At 62.9% G+C, this 25153-nt stretch carries 25 protein-coding genes; 9 read left to right on the forward strand and 16 right to left on the reverse strand.

Annotated elements, in window-relative coordinates; translation table 11 throughout:
* Positions 1-2: 2 nt before the first annotated feature.
* Genes paaH through paaZ form a run of 6 tightly spaced genes read left to right on the forward strand, consistent with a single transcriptional unit; the run spans position 3 to position 6228 of the window.
* Positions 3-1556 carry a 3-hydroxyacyl-CoA dehydrogenase PaaH gene (gene paaH / locus GJA_RS03075; RefSeq protein WP_038488658.1) on the forward strand — a complete coding sequence of 518 codons (1554 nt, stop codon included), beginning with the start codon at positions 3-5 and terminating at the stop codon, positions 1554-1556.
* Complete coding sequence (paaI, locus tag GJA_RS03080; RefSeq protein WP_038488661.1) at positions 1549-1995, forward strand: hydroxyphenylacetyl-CoA thioesterase PaaI; 447 nt, start codon at positions 1549-1551, stop codon at positions 1993-1995. Before paaH ends, paaI begins: the two co-directional genes overlap by 8 nt.
* A gap of 25 nt (positions 1996-2020) precedes the next feature.
* Positions 2021-3346 carry a phenylacetate--CoA ligase PaaK gene (gene paaK, locus GJA_RS03085; RefSeq protein ID WP_038488664.1) on the forward strand — a complete coding sequence of 442 codons (1326 nt, stop codon included), beginning with the start codon at positions 2021-2023 and terminating at the stop codon, positions 3344-3346.
* A 24-nt stretch (positions 3347-3370) separates the two neighbouring features.
* On the forward strand, positions 3371-3508 hold the full coding sequence (locus tag GJA_RS26495; RefSeq protein WP_339325680.1) for a hypothetical protein: 138 nt from the start codon (positions 3371-3373) through the stop codon (positions 3506-3508).
* 16 nt (positions 3509-3524) lie between these two features.
* Positions 3525-4136, forward strand: coding sequence for a phenylacetic acid degradation protein PaaY (gene paaY / locus GJA_RS03095; protein WP_038488667.1), 612 nt, complete (start codon positions 3525-3527; stop codon positions 4134-4136).
* A gap of 40 nt (positions 4137-4176) precedes the next feature.
* Positions 4177-6228, forward strand: coding sequence for a phenylacetic acid degradation bifunctional protein PaaZ (paaZ, locus tag GJA_RS03100; protein WP_038488669.1), 2052 nt, complete (start codon positions 4177-4179; stop codon positions 6226-6228).
* A gap of 75 nt (positions 6229-6303) precedes the next feature.
* On the opposite strand, the gene GJA_RS03105 is transcribed toward paaZ, so the two are convergent.
* From GJA_RS03105 to GJA_RS03165, 13 genes are all read right to left on the reverse strand, one after another.
* Positions 6304-6669 carry a hypothetical protein gene (locus GJA_RS03105; RefSeq protein WP_038488672.1) on the reverse strand — a complete coding sequence of 122 codons (366 nt, stop codon included), beginning with the start codon at positions 6667-6669 and terminating at the stop codon, positions 6304-6306.
* A 19-nt stretch (positions 6670-6688) separates the two neighbouring features.
* The gene (locus GJA_RS03110) at positions 6689-7189 is read right to left on the reverse strand and encodes a DUF6232 family protein (RefSeq protein WP_038488675.1); all 501 of its coding nucleotides are present in this window, start codon (positions 7187-7189) and stop codon (positions 6689-6691) included.
* Between the two features lie 235 nt (positions 7190-7424).
* Positions 7425-7982 (reverse strand): type II secretion system protein, encoded by a 558-nt coding sequence (locus GJA_RS03115; protein WP_051780220.1) that lies wholly within the window; start codon positions 7980-7982, stop codon positions 7425-7427.
* The gene (locus tag GJA_RS03120) at positions 7957-8337 is read right to left on the reverse strand and encodes a type II secretion system protein (RefSeq protein ID WP_422567900.1); all 381 of its coding nucleotides are present in this window, start codon (positions 8335-8337) and stop codon (positions 7957-7959) included. Before GJA_RS03120 ends, GJA_RS03115 begins: the two co-directional genes overlap by 26 nt.
* A gap of 5 nt (positions 8338-8342) precedes the next feature.
* Entirely contained in the window at positions 8343-8831 is a 489-nt protein-coding gene (locus GJA_RS03125; RefSeq protein WP_038488681.1) for a type II secretion system protein, read from the reverse strand.
* Complete coding sequence (locus tag GJA_RS03130; RefSeq protein WP_038488684.1) at positions 8828-10729, reverse strand: secretin and TonB N-terminal domain-containing protein; 1902 nt, start codon at positions 10727-10729, stop codon at positions 8828-8830. The genes GJA_RS03125 and GJA_RS03130 overlap by 4 nt, the downstream gene beginning before the upstream one ends.
* Positions 10726-11256, reverse strand: a complete 531-nt coding sequence (locus GJA_RS03135; RefSeq protein WP_038488688.1) for a hypothetical protein — start codon at positions 11254-11256, stop codon at positions 10726-10728. Before GJA_RS03135 ends, GJA_RS03130 begins: the two co-directional genes overlap by 4 nt.
* A complete protein-coding gene (locus tag GJA_RS03140; RefSeq protein ID WP_038488691.1) occupies positions 11253-11840 on the reverse strand; it encodes a hypothetical protein in 588 nt (195 codons plus the stop codon). Before GJA_RS03140 ends, GJA_RS03135 begins: the two co-directional genes overlap by 4 nt.
* Positions 11828-12382 carry a hypothetical protein gene (locus tag GJA_RS03145; protein ID WP_038488694.1) on the reverse strand — a complete coding sequence of 185 codons (555 nt, stop codon included), beginning with the start codon at positions 12380-12382 and terminating at the stop codon, positions 11828-11830. The genes GJA_RS03140 and GJA_RS03145 overlap by 13 nt, the downstream gene beginning before the upstream one ends.
* Positions 12373-13179 (reverse strand): hypothetical protein, encoded by an 807-nt coding sequence (locus tag GJA_RS03150; protein ID WP_144241410.1) that lies wholly within the window; start codon positions 13177-13179, stop codon positions 12373-12375. The genes GJA_RS03145 and GJA_RS03150 overlap by 10 nt, the downstream gene beginning before the upstream one ends.
* Positions 13166-14854, reverse strand: coding sequence for a GspE/PulE family protein (locus GJA_RS03155; protein WP_038488698.1), 1689 nt, complete (start codon positions 14852-14854; stop codon positions 13166-13168). The genes GJA_RS03150 and GJA_RS03155 overlap by 14 nt, the downstream gene beginning before the upstream one ends.
* Positions 14851-16044 carry a type II secretion system F family protein gene (locus tag GJA_RS03160; RefSeq protein WP_038488700.1) on the reverse strand — a complete coding sequence of 398 codons (1194 nt, stop codon included), beginning with the start codon at positions 16042-16044 and terminating at the stop codon, positions 14851-14853. Before GJA_RS03160 ends, GJA_RS03155 begins: the two co-directional genes overlap by 4 nt.
* A 572-nt stretch (positions 16045-16616) precedes the next feature.
* Positions 16617-18374, reverse strand: a complete 1758-nt coding sequence (locus GJA_RS03165) for a M4 family metallopeptidase (RefSeq protein ID WP_422567926.1) — start codon at positions 18372-18374, stop codon at positions 16617-16619.
* A 972-nt stretch (positions 18375-19346) separates the two neighbouring features.
* On the opposite strand from GJA_RS03165, the gene GJA_RS03170 reads away from it, so the two are divergent.
* Positions 19347-20000 (forward strand): hypothetical protein, encoded by a 654-nt coding sequence (locus tag GJA_RS03170; RefSeq protein ID WP_038488704.1) that lies wholly within the window; start codon positions 19347-19349, stop codon positions 19998-20000.
* 47 nt (positions 20001-20047) lie between these two features.
* On the opposite strand, the gene argH is transcribed toward GJA_RS03170, so the two are convergent.
* Positions 20048-21445, reverse strand: a complete 1398-nt coding sequence (argH, locus tag GJA_RS03175) for an argininosuccinate lyase (RefSeq protein WP_038488706.1) — start codon at positions 21443-21445, stop codon at positions 20048-20050.
* A 306-nt stretch (positions 21446-21751) separates the two neighbouring features.
* Here argH and GJA_RS03180 point away from each other — a divergent pair, with 306 nt between their 5' ends.
* Both GJA_RS03180 and GJA_RS03185 read left to right on the forward strand, forming a co-directional pair.
* Positions 21752-21964, forward strand: a complete 213-nt coding sequence (locus GJA_RS03180; RefSeq protein ID WP_038488708.1) for a hypothetical protein — start codon at positions 21752-21754, stop codon at positions 21962-21964.
* Between the two features lie 105 nt (positions 21965-22069).
* Positions 22070-22534 (forward strand): GNAT family N-acetyltransferase, encoded by a 465-nt coding sequence (locus GJA_RS03185; RefSeq protein ID WP_242404437.1) that lies wholly within the window; start codon positions 22070-22072, stop codon positions 22532-22534.
* A gap of 3 nt (positions 22535-22537) precedes the next feature.
* Here GJA_RS03185 and GJA_RS03190 read toward each other — a convergent pair whose 3' ends face one another.
* Both GJA_RS03190 and GJA_RS03195 read right to left on the reverse strand, forming a co-directional pair.
* Positions 22538-23926, reverse strand: a complete 1389-nt coding sequence (locus GJA_RS03190; RefSeq protein ID WP_038488710.1) for a YfcC family protein — start codon at positions 23924-23926, stop codon at positions 22538-22540.
* A 12-nt stretch (positions 23927-23938) separates the two neighbouring features.
* On the reverse strand, positions 23939-25057 hold the full coding sequence (locus GJA_RS03195) for a succinylglutamate desuccinylase/aspartoacylase family protein (protein WP_038488712.1): 1119 nt from the start codon (positions 25055-25057) through the stop codon (positions 23939-23941).
* Between the last annotated feature and the right edge of the window lie 96 nt (positions 25058-25153).

Raw genomic sequence — 25153 nt, forward strand, 5'->3', positions numbered from 1 at the left:
CGATGGCAGCCCTGACGCAAGACAGTATCGTCGCCGTGGTCGGCAGCGGCGCGATGGGTGCCGGCATCGCGCAAGTGGCGGCCGCCTCGGGTTATCGGGTCAAGCTGTACGACAGCCGCCCGCAAGCCGTGAGCAAGGCGCTGGCCGGGATCGGCAAGATGTTTGTCAAGCTGGCTGAAAAAGGCCGCATGACGGCCGGCGAAGCGGCCGCCGCCAGCGCCCGCCTGCAAGCGGCGAGCAGTCTGGACGACCTGGCCGACGCCGGACTGGTGGTGGAAGCCATCGTCGAACACCTGGAGGCCAAGCGCGGCCTGTTCGCGCAACTGGAACAAGTCGTCGGCGACCATTGTATTCTGGCGACGAATACCTCGTCGCTCTCGGTCACCGCCATCGCCGCCGGGCTGCGGCTGCCGCAGCGCCTGGTCGGCATGCATTTTTTTAATCCGGTGCCGCTGATGGCGCTGGTCGAAGTGGTCAGCGGCCTGGCCACCGATGCGCAGGCGGCCAGCACCGTGTTCGACACCGCCGCCGCCTGGGGCAAGAGTCCGGTGCATGCAACGTCCACACCCGGCTTCATCGTCAACCGCGTGGCGCGGCCGTTTTATGCCGAAGGGTTGCGCCTGTTGAATGAACGGGCCGGCGACGCGGTCACCATCGACACACTGATGCGCGAGGCGGGCGGTTTTCGCATGGGACCGTTCGAATTGATGGACCTGATCGGCCACGACGTCAATTTTTCGGTCACCCAATCGGTGTTCGACGCCTACTTCGGCGACCCGCGTTTTACGCCGTCGGTGCTGCAACAGGAACTGGTCAACGCCGGTTTCCTGGGCCGCAAGACGGGGCGCGGTTTTTATGCTTATGGCGAGCAGGCCGTGCAGCCGCTGGCGCAGGCCGAAGCGCCTCGGCCGCAACCGGAATTCGTCGCCCGCAGCGGGGCGGTCGGCAGCCATGGCGCCGTCATCGACGCCTTGGGCCAGCGCCTGGTCCAGGCCGGCATCACGGTCAGCCAGCGCGGCATGCCGGAAGGCCATCAAGACCATGAAGCGCCGGCCCTGCATTGCCATGGCGCCGCGATTTACCTCAGCGACGGCCGCAGTGCCACCCAGCGGGCGCGCGACAACCGGCATCCGGATACCGTGCTGTTCGACCTGGTGTTCGATTTCGCCAGCGCCAAACGGATCGCCGTCACCTGCGCCGACCAGTGCAGCCCGGCCGCGTATGACGCCGCGGTCGGGTTGTTCCAGGCCGCCGGCTTCATCGTCTCGCGGCTCGACGACGTGCCGGGCCTGGCCGTGATGCGCACCGTCGCCATGCTGGCCAATGAAGCGGCCGACGCCGTCAATCAGGGCGTGTGCAGCGTAGCGGCCGTCGATCTCGCGATGCGCAAGGGCGTCAATTATCCGCGCGGCCCGCTGGCCTGGGCCGATGACATCGGCCTCGGGCAAGTCGTGGCCGTATTAGACAACCTGGCGCGGGCTTACGGCGAAGACCGCTACCGCATATCGCCGCTGCTGCGCCGCAAACTCGCCCATGGAGTGACTTTTCATGCTTAACGATACCCTGCTCAGCGCCCATGCGCTGGCCGAAGCCGCCGCAGCCGCGATGTACGCGCGCGACAATGCCACCCAGGCGCTGGGCATCGGCCTGGCCGAGGTCGGTCCCGGTTATGCGTGCATGACGATGACGGTACGCAGCGACATGCTGAACGGCCACCGAAGCTGTCATGGCGGCCTGATTTTTGCGCTGGCCGACAGCGCCTTCGCGTTTGCCTGCAACAGCTACAACCTGAACACCGTCGGCGCCGGCTGCGGCATCGATTACTTGGCGCCGGCTCACCTGGACGACGTGCTGACGGCGGAAGCGGTCGAGCAGACGCTGGCCGGCAAAAGCGGCGTCTACGATGTCAAGGTCAGCAACCAGCAAGGCCGCCTGATCGCTCTATTTCGCGGCAAGTCGCTGCGCGTCGCCGGCGAAGTCATACCGCAAAGTTAATTGGCCAGGCCAACAGGAGACAGCAATGGTCCAACGTATTCCCGCGCCATCCGGGCTGGAGGCGATCGAACGCGCCAGCCAGGATGAGTTGCAGGCGCTGCAGTTGCAACGCATGCAATGGTCGCTCCGGCACGCCTACGACAATGTGGCGCATTACCGGACCGCGTTCGATGCGGCCGGCGTGCATCCGGACGACTTGAAAACCCTGGCCGACCTGGCCAGGTTTCCATTCACCGACAAGAAGACCCTGCGCGACCATTACCCGTTCGGCCTGTTCGCGGTGCCGCGCGAGCAAGTGGCGCGCATCCACGCATCGAGCGGCACCACCGGCAAGGCCACCGTGGTCGGCTACACCAGGGGCGACATCGATACCTGGGCCAATGTGGTGGCGCGCTCGATCCGCGCGGCCGGCGGCCGGGCCGGCGACATGGTGCATATCTCTTACGGCTACGGCTTGTTCACCGGCGGCCTGGGCGCGCATTACGGCGCCGAGCGCCTGGGCTGCACGGTGGTGCCGATGTCCGGCGGCCAGACTGAAAAACAGGTGCAGCTGATCCAGGATTTCAAGCCGTCCATCATCATGGTGACACCGTCGTACATGCTCAACATTATCGAGGAATTCACGCTCCAGGGCGTCGATCCGGCCAGTGCATCGCTGCAGGTCGGCATCTTCGGCGCCGAGCCGTGGACCGATGCGATGCGCAGCGAAATCGAGGCGCGCGCCGGCATCGACGCGGTCGATATCTACGGCCTGTCGGAAGTGATGGGGCCGGGCGTGGCCAGCGAATGCATCGAAAGCAAGGATGGCCCGGTGATCTGGGAAGACCATTTTTACCCTGAAATCATCGACCCGGACACCGGCCAGGTGTTGCCGGACGGGACCGAGGGCGAACTGGTCTTCACCTCGCTGTCGAAAGAAGCGCTGCCGATCATCCGCTACCGCACCCGCGACCTGACCCGCTTGCTGCCGCCGACGTCGCGCTCGATGCGCCGCATCGGCAAGATCACCGGCCGTTCCGACGACATGCTGATCATCCGCGGCGTCAATGTGTTCCCGACCCAGATCGAGGAATTGATCTTGAAAATGCCGCAACTGGCGCCGCAATACCAGTTGCTGGTGTCGCGCGACGGCCACCTGGACCAGCTGGAGGTGCTGGCCGAATTGCGCGGCGACGTGTCGGGCCGGCTGTCGGAAAGCGAAACGGCGGCGCTGGTCCGTGAGCTGGAACATCACATCAAGACCCATGTCGGGGTGACCACCCGGGTGCGCGTGCTGGCCGCCGCCGGCATCGAACGCAGCCTGACCGGCAAGGCCAGGCGCGTGATCGACCAGCGCCCGAAACATATCTGACCGTATAAAAATCAGGAGACCAACATGCATCAAGCCTTTATCTGCGACGCCGTGCCGATCGCGGCGGTCAAGCAGCTGGAACGCACCGGCGGGCGTGATGCGCTGTGCACCATGTGCATCGGCGTCGGCCAGGGCATCGCGCTGGTGCTCGAACGCGTTTGAGAGGGAGGAAATCGGCATGGTCAAGGTCTATGAAATCAATGGCGTCAGGCCGGTGGTGCATCCGAGCGCCTACGTGCATCCGAGCGCGGTGCTGATCGGCGACGTGATCGTCGGGCCGCGCTGTTATGTCGGCCCGCTGGCGTCGATACGCGGCGATTTCGGCCGGCTGGTACTGGAACAGGGCGCCAACCTGCAAGACACCTGCGTGATGCACGGCTTTCCCGGCTGCGACACGGTGGTCGAAAGCGACGGCCACATCGGCCACGGCGCCGTGCTGCACGGTTGCCGCATCGGCCGCAATGCGCTGGTCGGCATGAACGCGGTGGTGATGGACAACGCCGTCATCGGCGAGGAATCCATCGTCGCCGCGATGAGCTTCGTCAAGGCCGGCATGATCGTCGCGCCGCGCAGCATGGTGGTCGGCGCGCCGGCGCGCGTGATGCGCAGCCTGAGCGACGATGAAATCCGCTGGAAATCCGGCGGCACCAGCCAGTACCACGAGCTGGCGCTGCGTTCGATGAACAGCATGTATCTGGTCGACGCCCTGACCGAGGTCGAGGCCAACCGGCAGCGGCTGTCGTTCGAGTCGGTGCTGCCGCCGCACTTGCATAAAAACGCCGGGACTTGAGAATTCGGCGCATCCAACCACGTTTTCTGGAGAACTTCACATGGCCACAGTATCCACCCTGCAAAGCCTGATCGGCGGCCGCTGGCTTGGCGCCCAGGCTGCCGTGCCGCTGCACAGCGCGCTCGATAACCGCCTGATCTACCATACCCACGGCGAACGGATCGATTTCGACGAAGCCGTGACCTATGCCCGCAAGACCGGCGTGCCGGGCTTGATGGCGCTCGACTTCCAGCAGCGCGCCGCGCGCCTGAAAGCGCTGGCGCTGTACCTGGTCGAACGCAAGGAAGAGCTGTATGCGATTTCGCACCTGACCGGCGCCACCCGCGCCGACAGCTGGGTCGATATCGAAGGCGGCAGCGGCACCCTGTTCGCCTACGCCAGCATGGGCAGCAACGAGCTGCCGTCGTCGAATGTGCTGCACGAAGGGCCGGCCATCGCGCTGGGCAAGAAAGGCGGCTTCGCCGGCACCCACATCCTGGTGCCGCGCGGCGGCCTGGCGGTGCACATCAATGCGTTCAACTTCCCGGTCTGGGGTTTATTGGAAAAATTCGCGCCGAGCTTTCTGGCGGCCATGCCGTGCATCGCCAAGCCGGCCAGCGCCACCAGCTACCTGACCGAGGCGCTGGTGCGCATGATGCACGCTTCCGGCCTGCTGCCGGAAGGCAGCCTGCAACTGGTAATCGGCGGCACCGGCGACCTGCTGGACCGCTTGAACGGCCAGGACGTGGTCACCTTCACCGGCTCGGCGGCCACCGCCGCCAGGCTGCGCACCAATCGCAACCTGATCGCCCAGTCGGTGCCGTTCAATGGCGAAGCCGACTCCCTCAATTGCGCGATCCTGGCGCCGGACGTGAGCCCGGACGATATCGAATTCGACTTGTTCGTCAAGGAAGTGGTGCGTGAAATGACCGGCAAGGCTGGCCAGAAATGTACCGCGATCCGGCGCATCATCGTGCCGGAGCAACTGCTCGACGCGGTCGGCACGCGCTTGCGCGAACGGCTGGCCAAAGTGGTGGTCGGCGATCCGGCCATCGACGGCGTGCGCATGGGTGCGCTGGCCTCGAAAGAGCAGCAAAGCGACGTGGCCGAAAGGCTGGCGCTGCTCTCGCGCGGCAATCAAATCGTGTTCGGCGCGGCCGACGGTTTCCAGCCGCTCGGCGACGGCGCCGCCGATGGCAGCTTCTTTGCGCCGACTCTGCTGATGTGCCGCGATGGACATCGCAACGACGCGGTGCACGACGTGGAAGCGTTTGGCCCGGTCAGCACCATGATGCCGTACTCGGACCTGGATGAGGCGCTGGCCCTGGCAGCGCGCGGCAAGGGCAGCCTGGTCAGCACGCTGGTCACGCGCGATCCGAAAATCGCCGCGCGCGCCGTGCCGGCCGCCGCCGCGATGCACGGCCGGGTACTGATACTGGAGCGCGAAGCGTCGGTCGATTCGACCGGCCACGGTTCGCCTTTGCCGCAACTGAAGCACGGCGGCCCGGGCCGCGCCGGCGGCGGCGAGGAGCTGGGCGGCGTGCGCGCGGTGCGCCATTATCTGCAGCGCGCCGCGATCCAGGGTTCGCCGACCATGCTGGCGGCGGTGACCGGCGAATATGTGCGCGGCGCGGCCGTCAACGAAAGCCCGATCCACCCGTTCCGCAAGCATTTCGAAGACTTGCAGACCGGCGATTCGCTGCTGACCCACAGGCGCACCGTCAGCGAAGCCGACATCGTCGCTTTCGGCGGCATCTCCGGCGACTTCTTCTACATGCATTTCGACGAGATCGCCGCCAAAGAGTCGCAATTCGGCAAGCGCATCGCGCACGGCTATTTCGTGCTGTCGGCGGCGGCCGGCCTGTTCGTCTCGCCGGGCGTCGGTCCGGTGCTGGCCAACTACGGCCTGGACAACCTGCGCTTCGTGGCGCCGGTCGGCATCGGCGACACCATCCGCGCGCGCCTGACCTGCAAGCGCAAGGTCGACCGCAACCGCAAGGACATCTTCGGTATCGGCCAGGGCGTGGTCGCGTGGGACGTGCAGGTGACCAACCAGAACGATGAACTGGTCGCCAGCTACGACATCCTGACGCTGGTGTCGAAGCGCGAATAAGGCTATAAGCGGTGACAGGCCTCGATTACAAGGCAACTTATTGCTTCGGAATCGTGGCCGGTCCCCTTTGTTTCCTCAAGGCCAGCCGTAGTAGCGTTGAATGGCCGAAGCGAGGAGACTGCCGGCCATGCCAATTTCGACTTGCCATATCGTGTTGATCGCCTTGCCGAACATGTTTTGCATCCACTCGGTCACTTTCGGACCGTTCTTCTTGTGCGCGAGTTCTGGCGCGTTCTTATCCTGTTCGAGGGCCTTGCGCAGGTCTGCGATATCCGCTTCTGTCACACCATGCCTGGCCAGCTCTTGCGATAAAGCTTCGAAGGATCCGGTCAGTTGATTGTTTTGAAAAGACTGATTGCCGGTGCTGACGCTTGTCGACTGATGACCTACGGCGAATGTGCCTTGCAAAGTACTGCCGGAGATATTGATGTTATTGGGCATGGTGTATCCTTATTTCGAATTACTGATAATGCGCGGTAGATGAGCTTTTTTCACCGACTGCAAAATTACCTTCCAATGTACTGTTTGAAATGTTGATGGTGGCACCGTTTTGGGTTTTGGTATCGATTTTTTTACGTAAAAAATCGCGTATATCCTTAAGGAACTGCCTATTTTTCGAAATGATTACCGTGGATCTGCCATCGCAGGTGCCCAGTGAAAGATAAATCGCGATTTTTTGGGAAAGATTCCACAGCGTCAACCCAATCCCGGCAATTAACATGAGCAGTCCAAAGAAGACTGAAGAGGAAAGGGCGCCCAATCCTATTATCGCAATGACAATGCCGACCACGGTTGCTGTATGATTTTTCTTGCCGTCGATCATCCTGATGGTGCCGATGTTTTCCAGCGCGATGATATCCCCGGCGATTTCAATGGTGCGTTCATAGACTTCCGCCACTCCGCTGTCCACTCTTCTGGATTCGTCGTTTTCGGAAATGCCCAGTAAGTTAGAAATGCTCATAATTTTTCCTTAAATAATTAATGCTCGGTAAGTTGTGTTGGATGTTGATTTTTTTTGAATCCCACATTGTACCGGTTAATTATTTGATATATATGATGAAGATAAGATGAGTTGATTGAAAATACTGGAATGCAATTTATCTTGGTAAATCGTGAGAATCAGTGATGAATACATCCACGGATATATTCTCCTTGATAGTTCTGATGCTAAGCTCCTGATTTTTAAGCATCTTATTTCAGCTGCCAGGCAAGCTCGGCATTTTTCCTCCCGGCGGCGCCTGCCCGCCGTCTTTCTGGACGATGAACAAATCGGCCGGGTAGGTAAACACCCAGTCGGCGTAGCGCGCTTTCTGGCGCAGGCCGGTATCGCCATCGAGGAAGTTATCCTGCTTGATCGGCTGTTGCTGCGACAGCGAATGTACGCCGACGATGCGGCCTTCCTGCAGTACCAGGCCCCATGCGGCCTGGCCGGTGGTCGGGTCGGTGTACAGGCGGCGCAAATGGCGTTTCGGCTTGGCGAAGCGGTTATCCTTCAGCAGGTCTTCCAGCGTCAACGGATACTGGGCCTGTCCGCCGGCGCCCTTGACTTCGTAATAACGTCCGATTGCGTTGCGGAATTCATGGCCGATGAAGATCAGCTCGCGCTCCTTGTCGCGCCGCAGCGCGGTCGAGTACAGTTCGCTGGCGATGCTCAGGCCGATGCCCATGAACGCCACCAGCAGCAAGGTCCACAGGTAGGCAAAGCCGGCATGCCGGCGCGCCGGCATGTCAGAGCTGGTCGTACGGTACGCCATCGCGGGTCTTGCCTTTGGCGCCGCTGTGGACGTCGGCCACGCCCGGCACTTCCGCATCGGGCGAATTGATCAATTGCCAGGTGGTGGCCGATTCGGTGACCGGATCGACCGGCACGCTGCGAAAATAATGATGGGTCACCAGGTCGGCCAGCGCAGCCGGATATTCGCCCTTGTCGGCATAAAATTTGTCGATGCCGCTGCGCAGCACTTGCAGGTTTTCCCTCAGCGCGACTTCCTTCGACTTTTCGACCGAGCCGAAATAACGCGGCAGGGCGATGGTCAGCAGCAGCGAAATAATGGCCAGCACCACCAGCAGTTCGATCAGCGTAAAACCGCGGCGTCCGGGTTTGTGCATAGCGCTCACCATTGTTTCAAGGGCACGCCGTTCAAGCCGACGATGTTCGAGCGCGAGCTGATATCGAACACGTCTTCGCCCTCGGCCGGATTGTCGGGCGGCGACGCATACGCGCGCCTGGCCCAGGTATCGGCCGCGCTGCCGCTACCCTGCGGCTGGAACGGGTCGCGCGGCAAGCGCCGCAGGAAATAAATATTCTGCTTGCGCTGGCTGCGCTGGTCGGGCACGCCCTCGACCAGTTCTTCCAGCTTTTTCGGGAAGCCGGAATCGCCGATATTGAGCTTGATGCGGCCATTGTCGGCGGCGCGCTTGTAGGCGTCGATCGCTTCGCGGATCTCGATCAACGCCGTGCGCAGTTCATGTTCCTTGCCGCGCTGCGCGGCCACCTGAACCAGCGGCACCGCCACCGCCGCCAGCGTGCCCATGATCGCCAGCGTGATCATCAGTTCGATGAAGGTAAAGCCGCGCGGTTTCAAGCAAGCGATCCCGTTCACTGGCCGCCTTTCCTGGCCGCGTCGGCCGGCGCCGGCGGGGGCGGAGAGGGAGCCAGGTCGGCGCCGCCGGTCATCGGCGATTCCAGCCGTGGCGGCGCGCTGCCGCCATCCTGCGCCGGTTCGGCGCCGCCTATCGTGCCGCGTCCGCCGGCGTTCGATTCGGTGCCGGAATTGAATTCGGCGGTCGCCAGGTCCGGCCGGCGGATGCTGCGCAGCAGCCGCGGCGTGATCGACAGCACGATCTCGTTGCGCGAGGTATCGTCCTTCTGGCTGCCGAACAGGCGGCTCAATACCGGCAGTTCGCCGATGCCCGGCACCTTGTTGGCGCTGCTGCGGTCTTCGTCGCTGATCAGGCCGGCCAGCACCTGGGTTTCGCCGTCGCGCAGGCGCAGCACGGTCGACGCGCTGCGCGTGCCGATCTGGTACGCCTGGGTGCCCGACTTGCTGACCAGGTCCTTGACCACGTTGCTCACTTCCAGGTTGACCTTGATCGCGACCTCGTCGTCGAGGTAGATATTCGGTTCGACGTCGAGCTTCAGGCCGACGTCGATATAGTTGACGCTGTCCGAGCTGACGCCATTGTTGGTGGTGACGGTGATCACCGGCACCCGGTCGCCGATCAGTATCTTGGCTTTTTCCTTGTTGCGCACGCGGATGCGCGGGTTGGCCAGGATATTGCTGTCGGTATCGGTCTTATTGGCGTTCAAGACCACGTTGCCGATGCCGAGCTTGATATTGTCGCCGCGGATATGGCGCAGGTCATCCACCTTCAGGTTGCTCAGGCCGAAACTGTCGGGGGTGCCGGCCAGCGTCAGCGTGGCCTGTTCCGGCCAGCGGATGCCCAGTTCCATCAGGCGCGTGCGTTTGACTTCCAGCACTTCGACTTCCAGCATCACTTCCGGATCGGCCAGGTCTTGCACGTTGATGATGCGTTCGGCCATGCGTATCATTTCCGGTGTGTCGCGCATCATGATGATGCCCAGCCGTTCATCGGTGACGATGTCCTTGACCCGCAGCAGCGTCTTGATCGAGAACGCCACCGTCTTGACGTCGGCGTTGGCCAGGAAGAAAGTGCGCACCACCAGCTGCTGGTAGTCCTTGACCTTTTGCGGCGTGTTCGGATAGATCGTGATCGACTTTTCATTGCTGACGCTTTGCTCCAGCTGGTTGGCGCCCAGCAGCAAGCCGATGGCGTCTTCGATGCTGGTGTCGCGCACCGAAATCGTGGCGCGCAAATTCGGATCGACCTCCTTGTCGAACACGAAGTTCAAGCCCGACACCTTGCCGATGAAATCGAACACCGAGCGCAGCGGCGCGTCGCGGAATTCCAGCGTGACGGGTTTGCGGTACGCCGCCGCCAGCCTGCCATTCGGCGGATTCGACTTGGCCTGGGCCTCGCCGATGCGGCTTTTCAAGGCCAGCGCATCGCGCTGGCTGGGCCGCTCCAGCAGCACCTGGCGCAGCGTTTCCTGGGCCTGCGCGAGATTCGCGGCGCCGCCGCGCTGATAGACGGCGCCGGCCTCGGCCACGATGCGCTGGTGGCGCCGGTCCTGTGCCAGCGCCGCCAATCCCTGCTGGGCCACCGCGTTGTTCGGGTCGATGGCCAGCGACTGCCGGTAAAACTGTTCGGCTTCGCTGTTGTTGGCTTGCTGGCGCATGCTATCGGCGCGGCTGTTAAAACCATTCACCAGGCGCATCTTGCGGTTGGTCAGCGCGATGCGGAACTGCGCATTGTCCGGCTCCGCGCGCAGCGCCTGCTCCAGCTTGGCCAGGCCCTGTTCGTTTTTGCCTTCGTCGAGCAGCGCATTGCCTTCCTTGAACGCCTGGCTGGCGGCGCAGGCGCTCAGCAAGACACTGAGCGCCACGATGGCCAGGCGGTTCGATGCGGTTCGGTTCAATTCAAGTCCCCTACGACTAAAGATTGTTTTTGCTTGAGCGGCAGGTAAGTGAAGCTCAAGGTGTCGCCGGCGGCGTTGTCGAACAGATAGTTGTCGTCGATTTTTTCGCCGACGCGGGCCACCACGTTGCGGCCGTCCACTTGCAGGAAATAGGCGGTCTTGCCGTCATCGACAAACCGGCCGAGGAAGCGGAACGGCAGCGGCGGCGCGCCTGCGTTCGCATTGGATGGCGCTGCGCCGCCTGGCTGCGCCAGTTGTTGCGACAAGACTTTTTTGGGCGCCTCGGACTGCCAGCTCTGTTTGGCGAACAGATTGCCCAGATCGTCCTCATCCTCGCGGCGCGGATGGATGGCCAGGTCGATGCCGGCCGGCCGGGCCAACGCGGTGGCGAGCGCCTGTGGCGCGGCCGCTGGCGCTGCGCGCGTGGTGGCGGCGGCCGGCGCCACCACGCTGTTCTCGTCGTCCGGCGCAAAATAAGCGGCCAGCAGCGTGGCGATTGCGGCGGCGCCCAGCACGATCTTTTTCATGGCCGCCCCCGCGCTTTCTTGACCAGCAAGATGAATTGAATCCGCGCCTCGACATCGCCGGCCTCGATCTGTTCGCGCTTGAAGATGACCGAGTCGAGCGTCAGCGTCGGCAGCGCTTGCAGTGCGTTGACGATGAACGCCTGCAGGTTGGCATATTCAGCCTTGACCGGCAGCGTGATCTGGTAGCGCAGGAAGGCGGCATTGGTTTCCGGCTGCGCCTTGTACTCGGCCTTGACCAGCATGACGTCGCTTTTTTGCGCCACCTCGACCAGGTCTTTCAACTGCCCGGGAATGCTCTCATGGTCCGGCAGGTAGGCGTAAAACGCCGCCAGCCCTTCAGCGTCGCCGGGCGGCGCGGCCACCGGCGCGGCGGCCGCCGCCTTGCTTGCCTCGGCCAGCTGTGCCTGCAGCAGGTGCTGGCGCCTGAGCAGGCTGCCGCTTTGCTGCAGCGCCAGGCCGGCCACGGCCAGGCAAGCCAGCCCGGCAGCGGCGGCCCAGCCCAGCCGGCGCCACAGGCGGCGCATTTCCCACGACAGGCGCGGCCCCAGGTTGGCCGGCAGGCGCACCGACTTTATTGCCGCCATTGCGCCTCCATTTGGAAACGGTAAGGGTGGTCCGGCGCCGTCATATTCATTTCATGCTTGACCAGGTACACCGATTGGAACAGCGGCTGTTCATTTAAAAACGCCAGGTAATTGATCATGTCTTGCGCGGTTTCCGCTTCGGCGGCGATTTTCAAGGCGCCGCCGGCCTTGCCGCCGTCATTTTCGGTGCCATTTCCTTGATTATTCATGTCCAGCCCGAGCAGCGCCACCCGCACGTCGCGCGGCGCCTGCACCGTCTTGATCAGGCGCGTCACCGGCAAGTTCAGCTGGCGCACCGCGTCGGCCACCAGCTTCAGCTGCAAGTCCTGTTCGCGCTGCTGGCTGGCCGACAGCGGCACGCGCTGCACCGGGCGCGGCCGCGCTTGGACCAATTGCGTTTCCAGTTTGCGCACCGCCTGCAGCTGCACCATCCAGTGCAGCGCGGCCGGTATGCAGACGACCAGGCCGGCGGCCAGCACGGCCAGCCGCCAGCCGGAAGCGCCGCCGCCGCGGCGCAGGAAATCGAGCGTGCTCAAGCCCATGCCGATTCCCTGATCAAATGGGCCAGCGGTGCGGCCGCGTGGCGGAAGCCGGACGGCAAGACCGTCGATGCCGGCGCGGCGCCGCTCACATCGATCACCAGCACATCCTGGATCTGGGCCAGTGCCGGCGTGCGCAAGGTCCAGCGCCGCCACGCCTGCTGCAATTCGGTGTGCCACGCGGCCGGGCAGGGTTGCGACTGCAGCGCCGTGATGCGGCCGCTGGCCACGGCGGCGATGACCAGCCGGCCCGCTTCGATGACGGCAAACGCTTGCGGCTGCTTGGCGGCGATGGCGCGGCCGGCCACGCTGACCACCGGCTCGACGGCGCGCAAGATGTGGCCATGCTCTGCCGCCGCCGCTTGCAGCGCCTGCCGCAATTCGCTGTCGATGCCGCACACCAGGCGCGGCTGGCCGTACGGCGCATCGTCGGCGACGATGGCCCAGCCGCGCGCCTCGTCGCCGTATAGCGCGGCCAGCTGGGTCTGCAGGAAACGTGCCGCAGCGCTGTCCGACAGCAGCGCATCGCTCCACGGCACCAGCGCCATGCGGCACCAGCGGCTCGACAGGCTGACCGACAGCGGCGGCCTGGCGCCGCCAGGCTGCAGCTGCGCCAGGTGTTGCAGGTGTCGGGTCAACGCCGCCAGCGACACCTGCCAGTGGCCGCCGGGATTGTCGATCGCCGTCGCGAACGCGCTGCCGGAGACCAGCTTGCCGCCCCGGTACAGCACGCCGCTCAACTGTTGCGGCGCCAGATGCAGGCTCAGGACGGGCCGAAAAAACTGCTTAATAAGTGACACGGTTCAGCTCCGTCAACGTGGTTTCGCCCAGCCGCACCAGGTCCAGCCCGGCGTCGCGCGCCAGCCGGAAACCCATCTTGGCGGCTTCTTCCTTCATATGGCTGACGGGCGCGCGGGTGCAGATCATTTCGCGCATCGCATCGTTCAGGATCAGCACTTCGGCGACCGCTTTGCGGCCCTTGTAGCCGGTGCCCCGGCAATGGCCGCAGCCTTTGCCGGCCTTGAAGCGCCAGCCCCGCACCTGGCCGGGATCGAGTCCGCTTTCCAGCAATTCACCGGCGTCCGGCTCGGCATCGGCGGCGCAGTGCTCGCAATTGAGGCGCAGCAGGCGCTGGGCCACGATGCCGTTCAGCGCGGCGGCGAAGCTGTACGCGTCGACGCCCATGTGCAGGAAGCGGCCGACCACGTCGAACACATTGTTGGCGTGCACGGTGGTAAACACCAGGTGGCCGGTCAGCGACGCCTGCACGGCGATTTGCGCCGTTTCATCGTCGCGGATTTCGCCGATCATGATTTTGTCGGGGTCGTGGCGCAGGATCGAGCGCAGGCCGCGCGCAAAGGTCAGGCCCTTTTTTTCATTGACCGGAATTTGCAGCACGCGCGGCAGCCGGTATTCGACCGGGTCTTCGATGGTGACGATCTTGTCGCGCCCGGTATTGATTTCAGTGATCGCCGCATACAGCGTGGTGGTCTTGCCCGAACCGGTCGGTCCGGTCACCAGCAGCATGCCGTGCGGCTTGGCGGCCAGGCGGCGGATCTGTTCGATCGCATCGCTGTTCAAGCCCAGGCTTTCCAGCCGCAGCGCCTGCGCCGCCTCGGTCAGCGCGCGCCGGTCCAGCAGCCGCAGCACCGCGTCTTCGCCGAAGATATTCGGCATGATCGAGACCCGGAAGTCGATTTCGCTGCCCTTGACGCGCACCTTGAAGCGGCCGTCCTGCGGCACGCGGCGTTCGGCGATGTCGAGGTCGGCCATGACCTTGATACGCGAAATGACCTGTTCCGCCATTTGCAGGCCCTGCACCTGGCCGGCCTGCACCAGCACGCCGTCGACCCGGTACTTGATCAGCAGGCTGGCCACGTCGCATTCGAGGTGGATATCGCTGGCCTGGAATTTCAGCGCGTCGTAGATGGTCGAGTTGACCAGCTTGACCACCGGGCTGCTGTCTTCGCTGATGCGTATCAGCGAAATGTCTTCGATGCTCTGGTCCAGGCCCGGCGCGTCGTCGGCATCGTGCATCATCTCGGCCATTGCCTGCTGCACGCTTTCCTGCTGCACCAGGTAGGCGGTCAAGTCGTCCGGATGGCACAGCGCGACGCTGAAGGCGCCGGCGATGGCGTAGTCGGCCCATTGCAGCAAGTCGTCGGCGAACGGATTGCCGATCACCAGCACCGGCGCGGCATCGTCTTCCAAGGCCGCCATCAGCACGCACTCGCGCTGCGCGCAATCGGTGTAGGGCAGCAGCTCGAACGCCGGTTTGCCCTGCTGCAGCTGGTGCATGTTCCAGGCCGGGTAGCAGAACAGCGCCGCCAGTTGCGCCGTGAATGGTTCGGCCGCCAGGCCCGACATGTCCTGCATCACGGCCAGCGGCGGCCGGCCCTGGGCCAGCGCGGCGGCGCGGGCCCGTTGCAGCAGGGCCGCGTCCAGTTCCTGGGCCGCCGGTTCGCGCGCGTTCATGACAAGCTCCCGGCAAGTTCGAAGATCGGCATATACATCAGCACCACCACGCCGCCGATGACGACGCCGATGACGGTCATCAGCAGCGGTTCCAGCAGCCGCGACGCCCAGTCGACCCAGCGCGCGAATTCCTCGTCGTGGAATTTGGCCGAGCGTTCCAGCATGTCGCCCAGGCGGCCGGTGTTTTCGCCGACTTTTAATAACGATTGGGCGACCGGGGTGGCCAGCTGGCTTTGTTCCAGCGCCGCTGAAAACGGCAAGCCTTCCTGCACCGCGCGGCGCGCCTGCGCCAGTTGCGCCTGCTGGGCCGGCAGCAGCATCGCGGCCACCAGGGCCAGCGCCTTGTGCAGCGGAATGCCGGCGTGCAGCAGCAGGCTCAGGGCGCGGTAAAAGCGCGCCAGGCGGAATTCGGCGGCCTTGCCGGACAAGACGGGCAGGCGCAGCACTTGCAGGATCAGCGCCTGGCGCATGGCCTGGTTGGCGGCGCCGAACGCCACCGCGCCGACGGTGCCGGCCAGCGCGGCCAGGCACAGCATCGGATGGGCCGCCAGCGCCTGGCCGAAACCGAGCAGCATTTGCGACATCCAGGGAATTTCGCGGCCCGAGCTTTCATACACCACGCTGAATTTCGGCACCACGTAGCCGAGCAAGAACAGCGTGACGAGGCTGCCGACCACCAGCAGCATGGCCGGATAGATCGCGGCCGAAATCAGTTTTTTGCGGATCGCGTCGAATTGCAGCTGGTAGCCGACAAAGCGCGCCAGCGCCTCCGGCAGGTTGCCCGAGCGTTCGGCGGCGTGCACGGTGGCGATATAAATATCGGGGAAGATGGCCGGAAAGTCGGCCAGCGTGTCGGAAAAGCTTTTTCCTTGCTGCAGCGTCAGCATGATCGCGGCCAGGGTCGCCTTGGAAGCGTTACGGACTTCCTTGTTGTGCAGCGTGGCCATCGCCTCGCTCAGGTTCAGCCCCGCTTCCAGCAGGGCCAGCAATTCCTGGCTGAACTGCAGCAGCGGGAATGCCTGTTGATGGTGCTTGATCGCGGCGCCAGCGCCGGGCAGGGCCGCGCTGTCGATCGCCAGTACGCGCCAGCCGTTGCGCGCGGCCGCGCGGATCGCGTCGGCTTCGCTGGCCGCGTCGATGGCGATCGCCTGCCTGCCGGCGGCGCCTTGCACCTGGAGTTGGAACTGCATGGTCGTCTCAGGCGTTCGGGCGGGCTCGCTGAAACAACAGAGGAGGGGGCGTGCGGCGAGCGGCGAAATATGTAGGCATTGGTTCAGACAATCTTCAAGTATTCATAATAAACGGCGGCAAACGCGGCAGCCCTACCTTAGACTGCGCTTGCGAAAAGATCAATATGCTTCTGTTGTTTTTTTAAATTATTACTACTTTTAAAGTATGGAAGAAAATGTGTAGGGCAAAGCTATGTAACGCAACCGTGCACATTTGCTTCAGCACTAAAAACCTATCCCGGTAGAGAATACATCGCCTGCTGACAGCCCCTCAGAAGGGTGGATCGGCGTTGTTCGTCGTAGCATGGCTAGCCATGCGTCCTCCTTGCGCCTTGCCCACACTCCTGATGAGTAGCCATCCGGCGACGCTCCCTACTGGGATAGGTTCTAAAAACAGCCCCGCCGACAATGGGAAGGAGGGGCTGCCGAAGGACACTTATTACGTGATCAGGCTGACTTTGCCGATCACGAACGAGGTTTGCAGTGATGCATTCCAGGTGTGGTGCGTGCCTTCATATGCGGTCTGGCGACGGTTAGCGTGACGCTGCCAGACTTTTCGGGAGTTCATCGACGTCGGCGCCGACGTTGATCGCCGCATAGGCGCGCTTGACGGCGATCGATTCGGCGCTGCCCACGCCATACAGTTCTTCCGCCGCTTGCACGACCTTGTTGCGCGCGTCGGCGTAATTGGTCGACGCGGTGAACTTGGTGGTGTTCGCCTTGAACCAAATACGGAAGGCCTTGTCGTTGCCGATGCCGGTCATCGCCAGCGGGCTTTTTTTCAGGTAGGAGCTGTAGTAATCGGGGGTGGCGCTCGACTTCGAGCCTTGCGACAGGAAGTAGAACATGCGGTTGTTCGGGCCGCTGCTGTAATGCACGTTCAGGTTTTTCAGCGTGGTGCTCCACGCGTCCGGGCTGCGGCTATCCTTGCTCGGCTTGTACATCCAACGCAGCGGCTGGCCGGTCTTGCTGATCTCGGTGCCCATCTGCCAATCGTTGCCGGTGGCCGGGATCACGTTGCCGGTGCCGCGCGCGCGCGCATAGGCTTCGGTCATTTCGCCGCCGATGTCCGAGTTCGATTCGTTCAAGCCGCCCGATTCGCCGGCGTAGGTCAGGTTGGAAGTCGCGTCGGTGACGCCGTGCGACATTTCATGGCCGATCACGTCGATCGCGCCCAGGCTCTTGAAGCTGTTGCCGTCGCCGATGTACATGCATTTGCAGCTAGGGTCGAAGAAGGCGTTGTCGTAGTTGTTGTCGACGTGGACCGCGATATAGGTGGCGGTGTTGTTGCCGTCCAGGCTTTGCCAGCCGAGCACGTTTTTCAGCGTGTCGTAGGTATTCATCAAGCCCCACATCGCATTCACCGCGGCGGTCTGGCCGTTGGCGTTGGTGGTGCTGCCGCCGGCGATGTATTGCTTGCCGTCGCCCCAGGTGTTGCTGGTATTGGTGTAAATGTTGCCGGGATTCGGGTTGGTTTCAGGGCTGTGGTTGGCGTTGGTGATCGCCATGCCGCCATATTTTCCACCGACGCCGCGGCTCGCATCTTTCAGCGAATAGGTGCTGCCGGTCAGCGTGGTATTGATTGGCACCTGGCCGTTGTACTGGCTGTTGCCGACGCCGACCACGGTTTGTAGCGCTTGCCACTGGTCGATCACTGCGCCGCTCTTGGCGTTGACGATGGTGTCGAAGTAGACCAGCTTGCCCTGGCTGGCCATGCGGGTCTTGACCAGGTAGGCCAGCTCATAGTGGTCGACCACTTCTTCCAGGTCGAGCGCGTTCAGCGATGCTTCGGCCTTGTCGACCGCCGAGGCGATGCGCACCGATTTCATCACCGGGTAGATCAGCAGCTCGGCTTGCGGCGCCCAGCGGTGAATGCCGCGCGGCGCGGTGGCCTTGACCACCACGTCGATCGCCGCGACCTCGCTCAGGACCGGTGCGACGTCCAGGTTGACGGTGCTGCTGCTGGTCACCGAATTGCGGTTGCCGTTGCCCAGGCCGGCGCGCCGGTCGGCCACCGATTCGCTGACGATGTCGCCGCTGTCATTGGTCACCACCACGGTTTCGGAACCGAAGATGCGCAGCCCCTTGAAGGTGTGCTGGGCGCGGCTGATCTTGGTGCCGACCACGCCAGGGTGCTGGCTGGATACGGCAAAGCTGTGGTCGGCGTCCAGGCCGAGCACGCCGCGCTGCGAGGACAGCTTGGTCACCAGGCTGGAGGCTTCTTGCGGCGAGGCCTGGTTGACCGGCGCCGCCATCAGGGCTGGGGCGGCGCTGGCCGATGTATTGATCATCATGGGTATCGCGATGATGGATGCGGCAATGATTGTCTTACGTAAATTCATCTCTTCTCCGTGGGTATCGATGAGGAATGTGGTGGATGCGACTTGGCCGCTGGTATCCGATGGCCATCCCGGTATTTCCCACGGCCGGACAACAGGGTAGTTGTGCGAACGTTTCAAAAAGGAAACATCGAGAGCGCGACACTATTCCGTTCCGTTATCAAAAGTCAAAAATCTTCGCAAATTGGTCGAAATGTTGCCGAGTGTTAAGAATTAGACATTTTGACCACACTTTGAAAAGGCCCGTCAAACTCGTTGCCGCATGTCGTACCGGTGTTCATTGAGATGTTCCGTGGATATGGAACTTTGATGCCGGTCCTGCCACTTACCGACTTGTAAATAAACCAAGAAGTCCCGCGATGCGCAAAATTGACTGAACCGCCCATCCTGCCGCGCTTGCGCTCTCGAGGAAAATACACCGTTACTAATATATGTCAGCATTGCAGGATAAGTTGCTACGTTTTTGATAGTGATCACAAGAAATAAAATAAATCTGTTGATTTGTGAAAAAAACAACGAATAGTCTGATTTTCAATCAAAACACTGTTGCTTTTTTTTAATGTCGCGTCCTACACTAACCAGACTATACCGGGATAGTTTCCGCTGGGATTGATAAAAAAAGCGCAAGCGGCATGACCGCACAAAATTAGCGCATCGCGAACCAAGGGAGAAGTACATGTTGTCGTCACGCTCAGTTTGCATGCTTCGTTTCATCATCTTCAAGCCGCCGCCAATAGCGTCGCTGCGATAGCGCACGCTTTTTTTTCCAGACTGCCTCCGCGCTGCGGCGGCATGACCAACGCCGTTTCCGCCATGCCTGCAGGCACGGCGGCTGGCGCTGCTTATTGTGATTTTTGTGAAGGTGTGCCTGTCCAGGGCGCCGGCGTACCACGCCGTATCGTGCTGGGCCAGCGAAATTGAACTATGCTTTCGATTTCCAGTAAAGTTGAACAAATCGTCATGGAGTCGGCTTTCCTGATGGAGGGCCTGGGCCGCGGCCTGCTCAATCTGTCGGAACTGGCGCGCCAGTTGCAGCCGCAGATAGAGAGCGACTTGTGGAAGCCGGTCGGCCAGGCCGCCGTGGTGATGGCGCTGCGCCGGCTGGCCGAGCGGCTGCCGTCGCAGGGCGGCGACATCGTGCCGGCGCAGCGCAGCGGCGAACTGACCACGCGCACCGAACTGATCGTGTTCACCTACCGTTATTCCGAGCATACCTATGAATGCCACCGCCAGTTGCTGGCGCTGGCCGAGCCGCAGCGCGGCGCCTTCATCAGCGTCACGCGCGGTGTCAATGAAGTGATGGTGATTTGCAGCCGGGTGCTGGGCGGCGTGGTCGAAGAAGTGTTCAGCGGCGAACGCCAGCTGGCGCGGCGCGAGCGGCTGACGGCGCTGACGCTGCATTTGAATCCCGGCACCGGCTATACGCCGGCGATCTATCACGCGATCCTGAAGCGGCTGGCCTGGGACAAGATCAACCTGATCAACATGATTTGCACTTACACCGAACTGACGCTGCTGCTGGAGCATAGCCAGACCGGCGCGGCGTTTTCAGTGCTGTCGAAAATCATCGGGAATTAAAAAAGGCCGGCATTGCGCCGGCCCTTGCTGTTCAGCTTTGGTTCAGCTTACCCGGCCAGCTGCTGGCGCACGCGGGCGATCGCGGTCCGCACCTGGCGCGGCGCGGTGCCGCCGACGTGGTCGCGCGCGGCGACCGAACCTTCCAGCGTCAGCACGGTGAACACGTCGTCGCCGACCAGTTCCGAAAATTCGCGCAACTGTTCCAGCGACAGGTCGGCCAGGTCGCAGCCGGCGTCGACGCAGGCGCGCACGGCGTGCGCCACGGCTTCGTGGGCGTCGCGGAACGGCAAGCCTTTCTTGACCAGGTAGTCGGCCAGATCGGTCGCAGTGGCGTAGCCTTGCAGCGCGGCGGCGCGCATCGCTTCCGGCTTGACGGTGATGCCGCCGGCCATGTCGGCGAAGATGCGCAAGGTGTCGACCACCGTGTCGACGGTGTCGAACAGCGGTTCCTTGTCTTCCTGGTTATCCTTGTTGTAGGCCAGCGGCTGGCCTTTCATCAAAGTCAGCAGGCCGGTCAGGTGGCCGTACACGCGGCCGGTCTTGCCGCGCGCCAGTTCCGGCACGTCCGGGTTTTTCTTTTGCGGCATGATCGACGAGCCGGTGCAGAAGCGGTCGGCGATGTCGATGAAGCCGATGCGCGGGCTCATCCAGATCACCAGTTCTTCCGCCATGCGCGACACGTGCATCATGACGACGGCGGCGGCGGCGCAGAATTCGATCGCGAAATCGCGGTCCGACACGGCGTCCAGCGAGTTGTGGCAGACGTCGTCGAAGCCCAGCGTCCTGGCCACGCGCTCGCGGTCGATAGCGAAGGTGGTGCCGGCCAGCGCGGCGGCGCCCAGCGGCAGGCGGTTGACGCGCTTGCGGCAGTCCAGCATGCGTTCGCTGTCGCGGCCGAACATCTCGACGTAGGCCAGCATGTGATGGCCGAACGTGATCGGCTGCGCCACTTGCATGTGGGTGAAGCCGGGCATGATGGTGTCGGCGTGCTGTTCGGCCAGGTCCAGCAGCGCCGAACGGAAGGTGGCCAGCAAGCCGGTGATGTCGTCGATCGCGGCGCGCACGTACAGGCGGATGTCGGTCGCGACCTGATCGTTGCGCGAGCGGCCGGTGTGCAGGCGCTTGCCGGCGTCGCCGACCAGCTCGGTCAGGCGTTTTTCGATATTCAGGTGGACGTCTTCCAGGTCGAGCAGCCATTCGAATGTGCCGGCGCCGATTTCGCCGGAAATCTGGGCCATGCCGCGCTGGATTTCAGCGTAGTCGAATGCGCTCAGGATGCCTTGCGCGTGCAGCATTTCGGCATGCGCCAACGAGCCTTCGATGTCGAACAGCGCCAGGCGCTTGTCGAAAAAGACCGAGGCGGTGTAACGCTTGACGAGATCCGAAACAGGCTCGGAAAACCGCGCCGACCATGCTTCGCTTTTTTTGGAGAGTTGTGCTGTCATATGAATGGGTCCAGTTTGATTGGGAAGATTATAAACAATGCGCGCACAGGGGCAGCAGATTTTGCCGCTTCCGGAGGGGAAACGTGGTTTTTAGCCGTCTGCCGGCGCGTCAAGGCGGGAAAATGTTTTCAGAATGCTACCGGTGTACGGACGGCCGGGGCGCTTTGCGGCTTCAGCCCCGGCTTTTTGTATTCTGTCCCGCAAAACCGGCATTTCATCGCAATCCGATGGCGAGCCGGGGAGCGTCTGGATAAAGTTCAACCATCGCAACACCACTCATTCACGATTCACTCAAAGGAAAACATCATGAACATCGCTAAAAACATGGAAGCCATTTTTGTCGCAGTCATCGTCCTGGCCGGCGCCTCGAACATGGTCAACGCGACAGCGCTGAAGCTGCATGCCGCCCCTGCTGCTGCACCGGCCGCCGCGCTGACCGTGGCCAGCATCGACGCCAACATGCATACCGTGACGGTGGTCGGCAAACGCTTGAGCGCCGCTGAAAAAGCCGTGCTGTAGTCGCCCCGCGGTTTTGACGCCGCCGCATGCCGCGCCTTTCCGGAGAGGTTGCCAGCAGCTGGCCGCAGTTTTAAAAAGTTCTTGAGTCGTCGCACGGAGTGACCGATGATTGCGTTTTATTTAACGCCTGTCACACTGCCCGCCATGCCCGACTTCACCATCAGTAGCGATCCAGCGGAACTCGACGTTCCCGCCATCCACCATTTTTTGAGTACCCAATCGACCTGGGCGATCAACATCCCGCTCGCCACCGTCACGCGTGCGATCGACCATTCGCTGTGTTTCGGCGGCTACTTCGATGGACGCCAGGTCGCGTTCGCCCGCGTGGTCACCGACTATGCCACCTTCGCCAACTTGGTAGATGTGTTCGTGCTGCCGGAATATCGCGGCCGCGGCTACAGCAAGCTGCTGATGGCCGCCGTGTTCGGCCACCCGCAATTGCAGGGCTTGCGCCGCTTCACACTGGCCACTTTCGATGCGCACGGCTTGTACGCGCAATTCGGTTTTGCGCCGCCGCAGCGCCCCGAACTGCTGATGGAGCGCTATTTCCCGCATCTTTACATCGATTGAACCTCACTGCCAATTCGTCAGCGCCGGCGGCACCAGCATTATCAGCGACATCACCAGATAAGCCAGTTGCAGCGGGATCATCCACTTGGCCCAGGTGATCCACGGTACCCGCGCCAGCGCCAGCACGCCGACGGTGATGCCCGACGTCGGTATCATCGGCGTGCTGAATTCGCCGAACTGGAACGCCAGGATCGCGGTCTGGCGCGACACGCCGACCAGGTCCGCCAGCGGCGCCATGATCGGCATCGTCAGCGCCGCCTGGCCGCTGCCGGAATGGATGAAGAAATTGATCACCGACTGGATCGCGAACATCTTTTGCGCCGCGAACACCGGGCTGGACGACGCCACCAGCGGCATCAGCGCGTGCAGCATGGTGTCGATGATGTGCGCGTCGCGCGCCAGTATCATGGTGCCGCGCGCCAGCGCGATCACCAGCGCGGTGCCGACCATGTCCCTGGCGCCCTGCATGAAGGCGTTGACGATGGCGTCCGAATCGAGCCGGCCGACCAGGCCGACCACGATGCCCATGATGAGGAACAGCGTGGCGATTTCCTCGATGAACCACTGGTACTTGATGACGCCGAATACCATCGTCAGCAGGGTCGCCATGAACATCCACAGCACCAGCCGGTGACGGCCGGTCATGCCGTGGAAGTCGCTGAAGTCCAGCGTCTGTTCGCGGCGTTTTTCACAGTCAAGCCGGTAGGTCGGGCTTTTCTCAGGGTGTTGCTTGACCTTGGCCGCATACATCATCAGGAATGCGATGGTCAGCGCGGTGGCGATGACCCATACGACGAAGCGGTAGCCCATGCCGGAAAACACCGGCACGCCGGCGATGCCCTGCGCGATGCCGACGTTGAACGGGTTCAGGAAGGCGGCGCCGAAGCCCACTTGCGAACCGACGAAGGGGATCGACACGCCGACAATCGTATCGTAGCCGAGCGCCAGCGCCAGCGGCACGAAGATCAGGATGAACGGGATCGCTTCCTCGTTCATGCCAAAGGTGGCGCCGCCCAGCGAAAACATGGTGACGAACACCGGGATCAGGGCGACCCGCACGAAGCGCGAGCTGGTGTGCGCCTTGGCCACCGATTTGATCATCGCATCGATCGCCTCGGTTTTTTGCAGCACCGCGAAGGCGCCGCCGACGATCAGGATGAAGCCGATGATCAGCGCCGCCTCGACGAAGCCCTTGATCGGCGCCATCATCAGCGCGACAAACCCTTGCGGCTGGCTGGCCACATAGTGGAAAGTGGCCGGATCGACCAGCTGCTTGCCATTGACCAGGTGGGTGTCGTACTTCCCGCCCGGCACCAGCCAGGTCGACATCGCGATCATCGCCAGGATCGCGAACAGCAGGACGAAGGTGTGCGGCAGCTTGATTTTTTTCATCGCGGCGACCTGTTATTGGCTCAGCAGCGAGCCGGCGCGGAAGGCCGTGGCGCCGGCGACCTTGCCGACGTTCATGCCGCGCAACACGTGGCGATGCGCGCTGCGGCCAAAGAACACCCCGTCCACGCTGCAGCGCAGCGCGGTGACGGCGCCGCCGACCGGATCGATCAGGTCGGCCAGCGCATCGCCGGCCCGCAGCCGTTCGCCGAGCGTCCGGGTGTACACCAGTATGCCCGAGTGCGGCGCGATGATCGGCTCCACGCCGGCCAGCGGCGTCGCCTCGCATAATGCCTCAGGCAGCGCGCCGGCGTCGATCTTCAGCACGCCGTTGAGCGCCAGGAAGCGCAGCAGGCCTTGCGCATCCTGTTGCGCCAGTGGATAGCCGACTTCCATTTCGCCGCGCAGTTCGACGGTGACCGACAGGCACGCGGCCGGAATCGGATAACGGCCGTCGAAATGCGCATCGAGATCCCACCACAAGCGGCTGCACGCTTCGTCGAACGGTTCCCCGCCGGCTTCCCGCTCCAGCAGCACCGCGTGCGCGCCCAGCAGCGCCGACAATGGCGCGACCGCGTCGGCCAGCGGCGTGCCGGCATACAGATGCAGCACCGCCTCGTTATCGCAATGCAGGTCGAGCACGATGTCGGCGTCGATGGCCAGGCCCATCAGGATTTTTTTCAGCGCTTCGGCGTCGGTTTGCGGTGCCCAGTCGGCGATCGCGCGGCGTGCATGGCGCCGGATGGCGGCGACATTGTGTTGCGCATCGGCGCCGAGCTCACCGGCCAGCGTGGTCTTTAATTCATTGGCGACGTGGCGGTAGGCGCGGTTGAAGTTGATGCCGGTGCTCAGGTCGAAACGGCCGAACGGCGCGCCGTGGATCGCCTGCGCCAGGCCGATCGGATTGGCGGCCGGCACCAGGATGATTTCACCGGCGATCTTGCCGTCCGCTTCCAGCTCCAGCAAGCGGCGGCGCAGGAATTGCGCCACCAGCATGCCCGGCACTTCATCGGCGTGCAGCGCGGCCTGGATGTACACCTTCTTGCCGCTGCCCGGCACGCCAAAATGAAGACTGGTGAGTTGATAAGCCGCGCTGGCGTGCGGCGCGGAGACCGGATGAGTGTGTGCTTGCATGGGCGGGGGGCATCCTGGTGAGTTTATCGTTAATTTCCGCTTGGTTATGTGGCATTATTTCACGAAGTAAATCAATGCCGGATCTTTTTGAAAAAA

Origin of the sequence: Janthinobacterium agaricidamnosum NBRC 102515 = DSM 9628, assembly GCF_000723165.1 — a bacterium.
Classification (GTDB): domain Bacteria; phylum Pseudomonadota; class Gammaproteobacteria; order Burkholderiales; family Burkholderiaceae_D; genus Janthinobacterium; species Janthinobacterium agaricidamnosum.

Coding starts and splice junctions, on each gene's coding strand:
- GJA_RS03170 (WP_038488704.1), top strand. CDS start 19,347: ATGCTTTCGATTTCCAGTAAAGTTGAACAAATCGTCATGGAGTCGGCT.
- GJA_RS03155 (WP_038488698.1), bottom strand. CDS start 14,854: ATGAACGCGCGCGAACCGGCGGCCCAGGAACTGGACGCGGCCCTGCTG.
- GJA_RS03120 (WP_422567900.1), bottom strand. CDS start 8,337: ATGCACAAACCCGGACGCCGCGGTTTTACGCTGATCGAACTGCTGGTG.
- paaK (WP_038488664.1), top strand. CDS start 2,021: ATGGTCCAACGTATTCCCGCGCCATCCGGGCTGGAGGCGATCGAACGC.
- GJA_RS03135 (WP_038488688.1), bottom strand. CDS start 11,256: ATGAAAAAGATCGTGCTGGGCGCCGCCGCAATCGCCACGCTGCTGGCC.
- GJA_RS03110 (WP_038488675.1), bottom strand. CDS start 7,189: ATGAGCATTTCTAACTTACTGGGCATTTCCGAAAACGACGAATCCAGA.
- GJA_RS03185 (WP_242404437.1), top strand. CDS start 22,070: ATGATTGCGTTTTATTTAACGCCTGTCACACTGCCCGCCATGCCCGAC.
- GJA_RS03190 (WP_038488710.1), bottom strand. CDS start 23,926: ATGAAAAAAATCAAGCTGCCGCACACCTTCGTCCTGCTGTTCGCGATC.
- GJA_RS03115 (WP_051780220.1), bottom strand. CDS start 7,982: ATGGCGTACCGTACGACCAGCTCTGACATGCCGGCGCGCCGGCATGCC.
- GJA_RS26495 (WP_339325680.1), top strand. CDS start 3,371: ATGCATCAAGCCTTTATCTGCGACGCCGTGCCGATCGCGGCGGTCAAG.
- paaH (WP_038488658.1), top strand. CDS start 3: ATGGCAGCCCTGACGCAAGACAGTATCGTCGCCGTGGTCGGCAGCGGC.
- GJA_RS03105 (WP_038488672.1), bottom strand. CDS start 6,669: ATGCCCAATAACATCAATATCTCCGGCAGTACTTTGCAAGGCACATTC.
- GJA_RS03145 (WP_038488694.1), bottom strand. CDS start 12,382: ATGGGCTTGAGCACGCTCGATTTCCTGCGCCGCGGCGGCGGCGCTTCC.
- paaY (WP_038488667.1), top strand. CDS start 3,525: ATGGTCAAGGTCTATGAAATCAATGGCGTCAGGCCGGTGGTGCATCCG.
- GJA_RS03165 (WP_422567926.1), bottom strand. CDS start 18,374: ATGATCAATACATCGGCCAGCGCCGCCCCAGCCCTGATGGCGGCGCCG.
- argH (WP_038488706.1), bottom strand. CDS start 21,445: ATGACAGCACAACTCTCCAAAAAAAGCGAAGCATGGTCGGCGCGGTTT.
- paaI (WP_038488661.1), top strand. CDS start 1,549: ATGCTTAACGATACCCTGCTCAGCGCCCATGCGCTGGCCGAAGCCGCC.
- GJA_RS03160 (WP_038488700.1), bottom strand. CDS start 16,044: ATGCAGTTCCAACTCCAGGTGCAAGGCGCCGCCGGCAGGCAGGCGATC.
- GJA_RS03180 (WP_038488708.1), top strand. CDS start 21,752: ATGAACATCGCTAAAAACATGGAAGCCATTTTTGTCGCAGTCATCGTC.
- paaZ (WP_038488669.1), top strand. CDS start 4,177: ATGGCCACAGTATCCACCCTGCAAAGCCTGATCGGCGGCCGCTGGCTT.
- GJA_RS03140 (WP_038488691.1), bottom strand. CDS start 11,840: ATGGCGGCAATAAAGTCGGTGCGCCTGCCGGCCAACCTGGGGCCGCGC.
- GJA_RS03195 (WP_038488712.1), bottom strand. CDS start 25,057: ATGCAAGCACACACTCATCCGGTCTCCGCGCCGCACGCCAGCGCGGCT.